The 12031-nt window shown below is 70.2% G+C and carries 10 protein-coding genes; 4 read left to right on the top strand and 6 right to left on the bottom strand.

Annotated elements, in window-relative coordinates:
• Positions 1–55: 55 nt before the first annotated feature.
• Positions 56–658, top strand: a complete 603-nt coding sequence (locus tag ITJ56_RS09465; RefSeq protein WP_323749771.1) for a vitamin K epoxide reductase family protein — start codon at positions 56–58, stop codon at positions 656–658.
• A 122-nt stretch (positions 659–780) separates the two neighbouring features.
• The gene (locus ITJ56_RS09460; protein ID WP_194630066.1) at positions 781–1632 is read left to right on the top strand and encodes a DsbA family protein; all 852 of its coding nucleotides are present in this window, start codon (positions 781–783) and stop codon (positions 1630–1632) included.
• Positions 1633–1705: 73 nt separating this feature from the next.
• Here ITJ56_RS09460 and ITJ56_RS09455 read toward each other — a convergent pair whose 3' ends face one another.
• From ITJ56_RS09455 to ileS, 5 genes are read right to left on the bottom strand one after another with little or no spacing between them, the layout of a single operon-like run.
• The gene (locus tag ITJ56_RS09455; RefSeq protein WP_194630065.1) at positions 1706–2554 is read right to left on the bottom strand and encodes a DsbA family protein; all 849 of its coding nucleotides are present in this window, start codon (positions 2552–2554) and stop codon (positions 1706–1708) included.
• A gap of 14 nt (positions 2555–2568) precedes the next feature.
• Positions 2569–2988: a nucleoside-diphosphate kinase gene (ndk, locus tag ITJ56_RS09450; protein ID WP_194630064.1), complete on the bottom strand. Its 420-nt coding sequence runs from the start codon at positions 2986–2988 to the stop codon at positions 2569–2571.
• Between the two features lie 41 nt (positions 2989–3029).
• Complete coding sequence (locus ITJ56_RS09445) at positions 3030–3446, bottom strand: DUF4233 domain-containing protein (protein WP_194630063.1); 417 nt, start codon at positions 3444–3446, stop codon at positions 3030–3032.
• The gene (locus ITJ56_RS09440; RefSeq protein ID WP_194630061.1) at positions 3443–4936 is read right to left on the bottom strand and encodes a bifunctional folylpolyglutamate synthase/dihydrofolate synthase; all 1494 of its coding nucleotides are present in this window, start codon (positions 4934–4936) and stop codon (positions 3443–3445) included. Before ITJ56_RS09440 ends, ITJ56_RS09445 begins: the two co-directional genes overlap by 4 nt.
• Complete coding sequence (gene ileS, locus ITJ56_RS09435) at positions 4933–8190, bottom strand: isoleucine--tRNA ligase (RefSeq protein ID WP_194630059.1); 3258 nt, start codon at positions 8188–8190, stop codon at positions 4933–4935. The genes ITJ56_RS09440 and ileS overlap by 4 nt, the downstream gene beginning before the upstream one ends.
• 241 nt (positions 8191–8431) lie before the next feature.
• Between ileS and ITJ56_RS09430 the strand changes: the two genes are divergently transcribed.
• Positions 8432–9454 (top strand): cation diffusion facilitator family transporter, encoded by a 1023-nt coding sequence (locus tag ITJ56_RS09430; RefSeq protein ID WP_194630057.1) that lies wholly within the window; start codon positions 8432–8434, stop codon positions 9452–9454.
• A gap of 244 nt (positions 9455–9698) precedes the next feature.
• Here ITJ56_RS09430 and ITJ56_RS09425 read toward each other — a convergent pair whose 3' ends face one another.
• Positions 9699–10298 (bottom strand): TetR family transcriptional regulator, encoded by a 600-nt coding sequence (locus tag ITJ56_RS09425; RefSeq protein ID WP_194630055.1) that lies wholly within the window; start codon positions 10296–10298, stop codon positions 9699–9701.
• 32 nt (positions 10299–10330) lie between these two features.
• Here ITJ56_RS09425 and ITJ56_RS09420 point away from each other — a divergent pair, with 32 nt between their 5' ends.
• Positions 10331–11968, top strand: coding sequence for an ABC transporter substrate-binding protein (locus tag ITJ56_RS09420; RefSeq protein ID WP_194630053.1), 1638 nt, complete (start codon positions 10331–10333; stop codon positions 11966–11968).
• Positions 11969–12031: the final 63 nt, after the last annotated feature.

Genomic DNA, 12031 nt, shown 5'->3' with positions numbered 1-12031 from the left:
CATTATCGCATGCCGCACTCGGAAAGGACCGGAACCCGCATGGGATGATGACGCCGTGAGCACGTCAGCGCCTGCCCCCCGTCGTCCTGTCGCGATGGCCGTCTTCCTCCTGATCACCGGGATCGTCGGCCTGTACGGGTCCTTCTCCCTGGTCCTCGACGAGTTCAAGAAGTACGCCGATCCGGACACCGTGCTGTCATGCGACGTCAACCCGTTCATCAGCTGCTCGGACGTGATGGCGAGCTGGCAGGGGCACCTGTTCGCCTTCCCGAACCCGCTGCTCGGAGTGATGGGCTTCGTCGCGCCGATCGCGGTCGCAGTGATGATGCTCGCGGGCTTCCGGAACGGTTCGCGATGGTTCTGGATCGCCTTCAACGCCGGCGTGTTCCTGGCGTGGGTGTTCGTGACGTGGCTCTTCACGCAGACCGTCTGGTTCATCGGAGCGCTCTGCCCGTGGTGCATGCTCGTCTGGTCGATGACGATCCCGATGTTCTGGGTGTTCACGATCTGGAACACTGCACAGGGCCGGTTCGGTGCCCGCATGCAGCGTGTCGGACGGACGCTCCTACCCTTCTGCTGGGCGTTCCCGCTGGCGAACTACCTGTTCATCATCGTGACGATCATCATCAAGTTCCCAACGATCCTGACGGCCTTCTGATCCGTCGCTGGACGTTGTCGATGCCCCGGCAGTGACTCGACGATGACGTGTCATCGAATTCCTGGGTGGTTCCCAGCACCGACAGCCGACCGTCGCCCGCGCAGCCCCTACGCTCGGATTCGATGAGCGAGAACGAGAGCAAGAGGGTCCGTCGTGACGCCGCGCGGGAACGCGCGCGCGAAGCCCGGGCGAAGGAGCAGGCGCGACGTCGCCGCAACAGGACGCTGGGCATCAGCGGGATCATCATCGGTGGCCTCGCGGTGATCGCGATCGTCGTCGTGGTGATCGCGAACTCGGTGCAGCCCGACGGCCCCGGACCGAAGAACATGGCGAGTGACGGCATCCTGTTCACCGGGTCGGACGGGCAGGTGATCCCCGTGGAGACGACGGCGACGCCGGACGGAGGCACCCCGACGGCGACGAAGCAGGACGACTCGGTGGCGAACATCACCGTGTACTCGGACTACATGTGCCCCTACTGCAACCAGTTCGAGACCGCGCAGATGGACCAGATCGAGCAGTGGGTGCAGGACGGCTCGGCGACGCTCGAGCTCCACCCGTTCAACCTGCTCGACCGGGTGTCCCTCGGGTCGGAGTACTCCACCCGGGCCGCGGCCGCTGCGGCGTGCGTGGCGAACTACGACCCCGACGCGTTCCTGGCGTACAACACGTCGCTCTACGAGCACCAGCCGTCCGAGAGCACCAGGGGGCTGACGAACGACGAGTTGGCGTCCTTGGCGAAGGACGCCGGCGCGACGAACGGCAAGGTCGCCTCGTGCATCGCCGGGCAGGACTTCGCCGGGTGGGTCGCCGACGCCACGAACCGGGTGCTGAACGACCCGATCCCGAACTCGTCGCTCGACGCGGTGACCAGCACCCCGACCGTGATCGTGAACGGCAAGCAGTACAGCGGCTCGCTGACCGACACCGACGCCTTCGCGTCCTTCGTCGAGCAGAACGGCGGCGCCGCCTGACCCGCAGGCTTCCGACACGAGCGAAGGCCCCCGCTTCCGGATGGAAGCGGGGGCCTCGTTCGTGCGGGTGGCGCTACTTCGCCGCCGCGTCGATCGCGGTGATGACCGTGCTGAGGTCGTCCAGGCGCTTGCCGTCGACGACCACCGTCGGCGTGCCGAACCCCTGGGTCCCTGCGAGCGCCTCGTCCGAGGTGACGGCGCTGGTCGACTTGGTCACCCAGCCCTTGAACTGCTCGGTCGACAGGCACTGGGACAGGTCCGAACCGGTCGCGCCACCCGCCTTGACGAGCTTCGCGATCTCGGCGTTGGTCAGGCCCTTCGTGCCCTCGGCCGGCTGGTTCTCGAAGAACTGGGTCTGCACGTCGAGGAACTTGTCCGGCGCGTAGTTCGCCACGCACATGGCGGCGTTCGCGGCACGGCTGGCGTACCGGGAGCCGGCGTAACTGCGGTCGAGGATCGACACCGGCTGGATCGCGAGCGTCGCGTCGCCCGACTTCACCTTGTCGAGGATCTGGTCGGCGTAGGCGGCCTCGAACTGCTTGCAGACCGGGCAGGCCCAATCGACGTACTCGGTGACCGTGACGGCGCCGTCGGCGTTCGCCGTCGGGACCGCGGACGGCGTGCCCTTCGCAGGGACGGCCTTCGTGGTCACCGGGGTGACCTCGCCGTCCTCGCCGGTGAACTGGATCGCGCCGGTGGCCATGTTCTTCGGGCCGGCCGCGGAGACGGCGGGTGCGTTGTTCACGTTCACCACGACGATGGTGATGATCGCGGCGATCGCCACGATGCCCAGGCCGATGCCGCCCTGCAGGAACCACCTGTTGCGGCGCTTGCGGCGCTTCTCGGCGTCGGCGCGCTGCCGTGCGACCTCTCGGGCGTGCTGGCGTCGCTCGTTCTTGGTGGGTCGGTCGTTGTTCGTCACGTCGTCCCCGCTGCTCAGGCGAACCAGAGCGCGAGCTCACGGGCCGACGACTCGGCGCTGTCCGAACCGTGCACCAGGTTCTGCTGCACCCTGAGGCCCCAGTCGCGACCGAGGTCACCACGGATGGTGCCGGGCGCGGCCGAGGTCGGGTCGGTCGTGCCGGCGAGCGAGCGGAACCCGGCGATGACGCCGTTGCCGGCGACGCGCACGGCGACGACCGGGCCGGACTGCATGAACTCGACGAGGGGCTCGAAGAACGGCTTGCCCTGGTGCTCCTCGTAGTGCGCGTCCAGCAGGTCGCGCGGCGCGGTGAGCATCTTCAGGTCGACGATCTCGTAGCCCTTGGCCTCGATCCGGCGGAGGATCTCACCGGTGAGCTGGCGGGCGACGCCGTCGGGCTTGACGAGGACAAGGGTCTCTTCGAGGTCGGACACGCAGTACTCCTAGTGTGTTCGCAGGGTCGAAAGGGGGATGGTCAGTCCTCGCCCATGGCCGCTCGGCGCGCGGCATTCTGGCGGTCGAGCTGACCGCCCTTGACGAAGCAGAAGACCCACAGCGCCAGGAACACCACGGCGACCGCGAACATGAACGGTTCGATGAACCCGGTGGCGAGGATGGCCGCCTGCAGCAGCCAACCGAACCATACACCGGCCCGGTTGCCCGTCAGGCGTGAGGCCACTGCGAGGACGATGATCGCGCCGATGCCGCCGCCGAAGGCCGCAGCGGGCGGGAGCGTGCCCTTGCCGAACACGACGAGCATCGGGAAGAAGAACATGATCGCCTCGAGGACGAGGGCGATCGACAGCAGGCTCTCCTGCGCCCCGCGTTCGCGTCGAGGCTTCCGGGTTCGGGGTGCGCGCCCCGGCCGGGAGGCCCCGGGAGCGTCCGTCACTTCGCCCCGCCTTCGCGGTGCACCAGGTCCATGACCGCGCCCACCATCACGATGGAGCCCGCAACGAGCACGAGGGCGTCGTCGGCATCGGCCTCGTCCGCCAGCGAGCGCGCCTCCTGCAGGGCGGACGCCAGCGACGGCTCGACGACGACCCGGTCCACACCGACCTCGTCGACGACGACCCGGGCGAACTCGTCCGCGTCGAGCGCACGGTCCCCCGGGGGCTGCGTGACGACGAACGTCGCGACGGTGTCCTTGAGCGCACGGACGAACCCGCGGGCGTCCTTGTCGGCGAGGATCCCGACGACACCGACGACGTGCTCGGACGGGAACGCGACCGGCAGTGCCGCGGCCAGGGCCTTCGCGCCGTGCGGGTTGTGCGCGGCGTCGACCACGACGGTGGGGTCCTGGGCGATCGGCTGCAGGCGGCCGGGACTCGTGGTGCCGGCGATGCCCTCGGACAGGACGTCCTCGTCGAGGGCCTGCGCCCCACGGCCGAGGAACGACTCGACCGCGGCGATCGCGACGGCGGCGTTGTCGGCCTGGTACCGGCCGAACAGCGGCAGGAACAGGTCGTCGTAGCGGCCGGCGATGCCCTGCACGGTGATGAGCTGGCCGCCCACCGCCGGGGTGACGTCGACGACGCTGAACCCGGAGCCCTCGACGGCCAGGGTGGACTCGGTGAGCTCGGCAGCGCGCTCGAGTTCGGCGAGGGCCTCGGGGACCTGCTGGCTCGACACGACGGCGGACGACGGCTTGACGATGCCGGACTTGGTGCGGGCGATCTCGGCCACCGTGGCACCGAGTTGCTTCGCGTGGTCGATGGCGATCGGCGTGAACACCGACACCTGGCTCTGCACGACGTTGGTGGAGTCCCACTCGCCGCCCATGCCGACCTCGATCACGGCGACGTCGACCGGCGCCTCGGCGAAGCACGCCAGGGCGAGGACGGTGAGCGCCTCGAAGAAGGTCAGCGGGGGTTCGCCCCTGTCGGCGAGCTCGCGGTCGGTGATCTCGAGCACCGGGGCGATGTCGTCCCAGTTCTCGACGAACCGGTCGGCCGCGATCGGCTGGCCGTCGACGACGATGCGCTCGCGGATGGACACCAGGTGCGGACTCGTCATCAGTCCGGTGCGCAGGCCGTGTGCGCGGACGATGCTCTCGATGATGCGCGCGGTCGATGTCTTGCCGTTCGTGCCCGTGACGTGGATCACCGGGTACGCCAGGTGCGGGTCGCCGAGCAGTTCGACGGCGCGGCGCGTGGCGGTCAACCGGCGCTCGGGTGCCTGTTCGCCGATGCGGGCGTACAGGGCGGCCTCGACGCGGCGGACCTCGTCGTCGTCGCCGCCGTAGGGCAGGGCGTCGGCGGGACCGTCGCCGGAGGGGCCGACCGGGATCCGGATGCCGTCCTCGTCGCGCCCGTCCAGGTCGTCGTGTCCGACGAACTCCTCGTTCGCCTCGTGGTCGTCGTACTGGTCGTCGTCACTCATGCGCGTGCTACCTCCACGGATACCTTCGCACCGTCACCGACGTCGGTGGTGGTGTCGTCCGCCCCGAGGGGCACGATCTCGACGCTCGTCGCCAGGGTCTCCCCCGCGATGAGCTCCTGGTGTGCGCGGACCGCGCCGTCGGCCGTGTCCTCCACCCGGAGGGTCAGGGCGATGCGGTCGCTGACGTCGAGGTCCGCGTCGCGGCGGGCCTGCTGGACGGCGCGGACAACGTCGCGGGCGAGCCCCTCGGCCTCGAGGTCGGGCGTGGTCACGGTGTCGAGGACCACGAAGCCGCCCCCGTCGAGGAACGCCACCGCCACCGAGGGGTCGGCCACGGTGAGGTCGAGCGAGTACTCCCCCTCGATCAGGTCGACGCCACCGACGGTCACGCCGGTGTCGGTCGCGGTCCAGTCGCCCCGCTTGGCGGCCGGGATCACCTGCTGCACCTGCTTGCCGATGCGGGGCCCGGCGACGCGGGCGTTCACGGTGAGCTTCCGCTCGATGCCGTACTGCGCCAGCGACTCCTCGGCCTGCTCCTCGAGCACGACCCGCTTCACGTTGAGCTCGTCGCGCAGGATGTCGGCGAACGGTTCGACCGCCGCCGGGTCCGGCACGACCAGGGTCAGCGTGGCGAGGGGCAGTCGGACGCGCTTGCCGGTGGCCTTGCGGAGGGCGAGCCCCTTCGAGGCGACGTCCCGCACGCGGTCCATCGCGTCGACGAGGGCGTCGTCGGCGGGGAACTCGTCGGGGTCCGGGAAGCCCGTCAGGTGGACGCTCCGCCCACCGGTCAGGCCCTTCCAGATCTCCTCCGTGACGAGCGGCGCGAGCGGTGCGGCGACCCGGGTCAGGGTCTCGAGCACGGTGTACAGCGTGTCGAACGCCGCACGGGTCTCGGCACCGGCGTCCGCGTCGGCACCGGTCCAGAACTTGTCGCGCGAGCGGCGGACGTACCAGTTCGTCAGCACGTCGGCGAAGTCACGGACGGCCTGGGCCGCGAGCGGGGTGTCGAGCGCGTCGAGGTGCGTCCGGACGTCGGTGACGAGCACCCGGGTCTTCGCGAGCAGGTACCGGTCGAGCACGTCGGTCGAGTCGGTCCGGCGCTCGGCCCGGTAGCCCTCCGGCCCCGAGGCGTTCGCGTACAGGGTGAAGAAGTAGTACGTCGACCACAGCGGCAGCATGAACTCGCGGACGCCCTGGCGGATCCCCTCTTCGGTGACGACGAGGTTGCCGCCGCGGATCACGGACGAGGACATCAGGAACCAGCGCATGGCGTCGGCGCCGTCACGGTCGAAGACCTCGGAGACGTCCGGGTAGTTCCGGAGCGACTTCGACATCTTCTGGCCGTCGGAGCCGAGGACGATGCCGTGGCTGATGACGTTCTGGAACGCCGGCCGGTCGAACAGGGCGGTGGAGAGCACGTGCATGACGTAGAACCAGCCGCGGGTCTGCCCGATGTACTCCACGATGAAGTCGGCCGGGCTGTGCGACTCGAACCACTCCCGGTTCTCGAACGGGTAGTGCACCTGGGCGTACGGCATCGACCCGGAGTCGAACCACACGTCGAACACGTCGGTGATCCGGCGCATCGTCGACCCGCCCGTGGGGTCGTCGGGGTTCGGCCGCGTCAGGTCGTCGATGAACGGGCGGTGCAGGTCCACTTCGCCCTCGGCGTTCACCGGCAGGCGACCGAAGTCGCGCTCGATGTCGGCGAGCGAGCCGTACACGTCGGTGCGCGGGTACTCGGGGTCGTCGGACTGCCACACCGGGATCGGCGTGCCGAAGTAGCGGTTGCGGGAGACCGACCAGTCGATGGCGTTGCCGACCCACTTGCCGAACTGACCGTCCTTGACGTTGTCCGGCACCCAGTTGATGTCCTGGTTGAGCTGGCCCATGCGGTCGCGGAGCTCGGTCACGCGGACGAACCACGACGAGACGGCCTTGTAGATGAGGGGCTTCCGGCACCGCCAGCAGTGCGGGTAGCTGTGCTCGTACGACGCCTGGCGGAGCAGTCGACCGGCGTCGCGGACGGCCTTGGTCAGCGGCTTGTTCGCGTCCGACCAGAGCATGCCGGCGACCTCGCCGAACTGCGACGTGAAGACGCCGCCCTCGTCGAGGGACAGCACGACGGGGATGCCGGCGGCGGCGCAGACCTCCTGGTCGTCTGCGCCGTAGGCCGGGGCCTGGTGCACGATGCCGGTGCCCTCACCGGTCTCGACGTACTCGGCGACCAGGATGCGCCAGGCGTGCTCGTAGCCCTCGGCGTCGGCCAGGAAGTCGAACAGGCGCTCGTACTCGACGCCGTCGAGCTCGGCGCCCGTCAGCGTGCGAGCGACGGCGGCGAGCGCCTCGTCACCCGAGGCGTAGCCGAGCTCCTTCGCGTGCGCGGCCACGGTGTCGGACGCGAGCAGGTAGGAGACGGACCCGGCGTCGGCACCGTCAGCCGCGCCTCCAGGCCCTGCCGGGACGACCGCGTACGCGATCTCCGGACCGACCGCGAGGGCGGCGTTCGTCGGCAGGGTCCAGGGGGTCGTCGTCCAGGCGAGCGCCCGCACACCGGTCAGGTCGAGCGCCGCAGCGCGGTCGCCGTGCAGCGGGAACGCAACCGTGACGGACTGGTCCTGGCGCATCTTGTAGACGTCGTCGTCCATGCGCAGCTCGTGGTTGGACAGCGGCGTCTGGTCGTTCCAGCAGTAGGGCAGGACCCGGAAGCCCTCGTACGCCAGGCCCTTGTCCCAGAGCTGCTTCCACGCCCACAGCACGCTCTCCATGAACGTGACGTCGAGGGTCTTGTAGTCGTCCTCGAAGTCCACCCAGCGCGCCTGGCGGGTGACGTACTCCTGCCACTCGTCGGTGTACTGCAGCACGGACTTCTTGGCGGCGGCGTTGAAGACGTCGATGCCCATGGCGTCGATCTCGTGCTTCTCGGTGATGCCGAGCTGCCGCATCGCTTCGAGCTCGGCGGGCAGGCCGTGGGTGTCCCAGCCGAAGCGGCGGTGCACCTGCTTGCCGCGCATGGTCTGGTAGCGCGGGAAGACGTCCTTGGCGTACCCGGTCAGCAGGTGACCGTAGTGCGGCAGGCCGTTGGCGAAGGGCGGGCCGTCGTAGAAGGTCCACTCCGGGCAGCCCTCGCGCTGGTCGATCGACGCTCGGAACGTGTCGTCGCGCTTCCAGAAGGCGAGGATGCCCTGCTCGACGGCGGGGAAGCTCGGCGAGGGGACGACGCCATCGGCGTCTGCGTTCAGCGGGTACGGCACCGGGACTCCTTGTGGGTTCGCTCGATCTCCACGAGGACGGAGCGTGCTCCGCGGTACCACCTCGTTTGCCGCCCAGTGTGTGCTGTGCGACCGCTCTGTGTCGGGGTGGTGACGGTCCCGAACCCGCCCGGTTCTACTGACGGGCCCGTGCTGCGGCCCGCGTTCTTCCGGAAGCTCCCCGGTGATGGCCGGATCGACGCTCTTGGAAGACGACTTTACCGGACGGGAGCATGCTTGAACGATGCCCGCAGAAGAACGCCCCGAGTCGCTCGTCACCGTCCTCATCGCGTTCGGGGCGAACCTGCTCGTCGCGATCGCGAAGACCATCGCGTCACTCGTGTCGGGGTCCGCCTCGATGGTCGCCGAGGCCGCGCACTCGTGGGCGGACACCGGCAACGAGATCTTCCTGCTCGTCGCCGAACGTCGGGGCGGCAAGCAGCGCGACACCGCCCACCCGCTCGGGTACGGGCGCGAGACCTACATCTGGTCGATGTTCGCGGCCTTCGGACTGTTCACGGCCGGTGCGATCGTGTCGATCTACCACGGCATCACGGAGTTCGGCGACACCGGCCCCGCCGAGGACGTCGTGCTCAACTACATCGTGCTCGGGGTGTCGTTCTGCCTCGAGGGCACGAGTTTCCTGCAGGCCTACCGCCAGGCGCACGGTGCCGCGACGAAGCGGAAGGTGCCGGTCCTCCGGCACGTGCTGCAGTCGTCGAACCCGACCCTCCGTGCGGTGTTCGCCGAGGACGCCGCCGCACTGATCGGCCTGGTCGTCGCGTTCCTCGGGGTGTTCCTGCACCAGGTCACCGGGCTGGCGGTCTTCGACGCGCTCGGCTCGATCGCGATCGGCGTCCTGCTCGGCGTGGTCGCCATCGTCCTGATCGACCGCAACCGCCGGTTCCTGCTCGGCGAGAGCACGTCGCCGGAGCTCGAGAACGCGGTGCTCGTCGAGCTGCTCGGCCGGCCGCAGGTGGAGCGGGTCACCTACCTGCACCTGGAGTTCGTCGGGCCGTCGCGGGTCTACCTCGTCGCGGCGGTCGACCTGACCGGCAACGAGACCGAGGAGCACGTCGCGATCCGGCTCCGGAACGTCGAGGAGTCGTTGGAGGAGAGCCCGTACATCGAGGAGGCCGTCCTCACCCTGAGCTACCCGGGCGACGAGTCCCTGGTGCCGACCGACGGCGACGTGCCCGAGGTCGTCCGGGACGGGACGGCCTCGGACGTGGCGTCCGGTGGTGCGGGGACCCTGCGGACGGAGTGATCGTCAGCGGGCGGCGGGGGCGTCTCGCAGGACGCCGGCGTGTTCGCCTGACGCCGCCGTGCGCTCGAGGCGCCTCCGGATTCGGCGGCGTCTCGGCTGCGAGGCGGCGTCGTGGCAAGCCGACGGCGTGTTCCCAGCGCGACCGACCGGCGGACGGGAGGCGCGGGGCCAGGCCGCCACGGGCCTCCAGACCGACCGTCGGTCACGCCCACCGCCCCGGGCGCGACCGGAGGACGCCGGCGCGTCAGCGGGCGTCGAGGCCCGCGACCACCGGGGTGAGCGCCGCCGCGACGTACTCGACGAGCGATCGGCGGCCGACCCCGTCGGTGACCCACACGCCGAACGCGGCGGCGGCGGCCCCGAGCATCGCGCCGGACACCGTCTGCGGCCAGAGCGAGTGCGGCTGCTCCCCCGTGCGCCCGGCGACGAAGGCGGCGACGGCCTCGTGCTGCGCCGTCACCCGCACAGCGACCCCCGCGACGAGCTCCGAGCCGATGTCCATCACCTCGGCCTGCGCGACCGCCCACGGCACCCGCTCGGGATCGTGCGCGCGGGCGGCGGCGAGGAGCGCCTGCTCGACGGCCCGGACGACGCTCGGTTCGGTGGAGGCCGCCAGGTACCCCGGCAGCCCGGCCACGGCGGCGTCGAGCTCGAGCCACATCACGTCGGCCTTCGCCGGGAAGTAGTTGAAGAACGTCCCGCGGCTGACCCCGGCGCGGGCGGCGATCTGGTCGATCGTGGTGCGTCCGTACCCCTGCTCGAGGAACAGTTCGGCGGCCGCGTCCGCGAGCACCTGAGCGCTCGAACGTCGGGGGCGGCCACCGCGGCGGATCGGTTCGTCCATGGCCCCCAGTAAACCGCTAGACTCGTCCAGCCATGATCTTGGACTCAGTACAGAAAACCGTCGCCGCCGTCGCCAGCGCCACCGTGATCGCCCTCACCCTCGCAGCGTGCAGCGGCGCCGGGGGCGACTCGAGCACGGGGAACAGCAGCCCCGTCGCGGGCGGCACGCTCACCTACGCCTCCGGTGACGCCGAGCCGACCTGCCTCGACCCGCACGTCGGCGGCAACTACCCGCAGGCACTCCTGGCGACGCAGTACATCGAGGAGCTCGTCGGGCTCGAGGACGGCGAGCCCACACCGGAACTCGCGACGAAGTGGACGACGAGCGACGACGGCAAGACCCTGACGTTCACCCTGCGCGACGACGTCACCTTCACCGACGGCACCCCGTTCGACGCCGCTGCGGTCGTCGCGAACATCGAGCACGTGCAGGACCCGGCCACCGCGTCGAGCACCGGCTACCTGGCGCTGCAGTCGATCACGAAGGCCACCGCCACCGCCGAGCACACCGTGACCCTGACCCTGAGCCGTCCGGACAGCGCCCTGCTCGAGTCCTTCTCGCAGCCGTGGGTCGGCATGGAGTCCCCGAAGGCGCTCGAGCGCAAGCAGGCCACGAACTGCGAGTCCCCCGTCGGCACCGGCCCGTTCGAGGTCACCGGCTGGAAGCACGGCGACCGCGTCACCCTGACGAAGAACGCCGACTACACCCCGCTCGGCGGCTCGGACACGACACCGCGCCTGTCGGGCATCACCTGGCGGTTCCTGCCCGACTCGACCTCGCGCTACGCCGCACTGCAGGCCGGTCAGGTCGACGTGATCGACAACGCCCAGCCGGATCAGCTCAAGGCCGCCTCGGCGAAGGGCGCCGTCCGTGACCTCGACGCCCCGCGCCCGGGCGCCTCGAACCGCCTCGAGCTGAACTCCGGGCACGGCGTCTTCCGCGACGATGCCGTGCGCCGGGCCTTCATCGCCGGCGCCGAGATCGACCCCGGCCTGCAGTCGCTGTTCCTCGGCACCGCGAAGCGCTCCTCCTCGGTGCTCTCCAGCGCCGAGCCGCTGGCGTACTCGGAGAAGAGCCGGTTCGAGTACTCCCCCGCCGAGGCGGAGCAGCTCCTCGACGACGCCGGGTGGAAGGTCGGGTCGGACGGCATCCGCGAGAAGGACGGCCAGCAGCTCACCGTGACGTTCCCGGTCTCGACGAACCAGTCGGTGCCTGCGGAGCGGAGCCTGTTCCAGCAGATCCAGGCGTCCGAGAAGGCCGTCGGGTTCAAGGTGGTGCTCGACGAGCTCGACCTGTCCAGCTGGTACGCGGCCCTCGCTGCGAACGAGTACGACGTGGTCAGCGCCCCGTACACGAAGGTCGGCCCCGACGTCCTGCGCATCCTGTACGACAGTGCGAGCATCGAACCGGCTCCGTCCGGCTACTTCGCCAACCTCGCCCAGCTCGACGACCCCGCGCTCGACGAGCTGCTCGAGCAGGCCGCCCGCACGTCGGACGCCGACGAGCGCGCCGACCTGTACGAGCGGGCCCAGAAGGCGATCCTGGCGAGCGACACCGTCCTGCCGCTCTACGACCAGCAGAACCACTTCCTGGTGCGCTCGGCCGTGCACGGCATCGAGACGACCCCCGTGTCGACGCCGTGGTTCGGCACCGCCTGGATCGACCGCTGACGCGGTGACGGACAGATCGGACAGGAGGCCCGGCCCGCGCCCGGTGGACCGCCTGCGGACGAC

It is taken from the genome of Curtobacterium sp. VKM Ac-1376 (genome assembly GCF_015351025.1).
Taxonomy (GTDB): domain Bacteria; phylum Actinomycetota; class Actinomycetes; order Actinomycetales; family Microbacteriaceae; genus Curtobacterium.
This window is presented reverse-complemented; position numbering and strand designations above follow the sequence as displayed.

What these genes read in the sequence shown, in the direction of transcription:
- ITJ56_RS09460 (WP_194630066.1), top strand. Translation starts at nt 781, where the DNA reads ATGAGCGAGAACGAGAGCAAGAGGGTCCGTCGTGACGCCGCGCGGGAA.
- ITJ56_RS09440 (WP_194630061.1), bottom strand. Translation starts at nt 4,936, where the DNA reads ATGAGTGACGACGACCAGTACGACGACCACGAGGCGAACGAGGAGTTC.
- ITJ56_RS09430 (WP_194630057.1), top strand. Translation starts at nt 8,432, where the DNA reads ATGCCCGCAGAAGAACGCCCCGAGTCGCTCGTCACCGTCCTCATCGCG.
- ITJ56_RS09425 (WP_194630055.1), bottom strand. Translation starts at nt 10,298, where the DNA reads ATGGACGAACCGATCCGCCGCGGTGGCCGCCCCCGACGTTCGAGCGCT.
- ITJ56_RS09420 (WP_194630053.1), top strand. Translation starts at nt 10,331, where the DNA reads ATGATCTTGGACTCAGTACAGAAAACCGTCGCCGCCGTCGCCAGCGCC.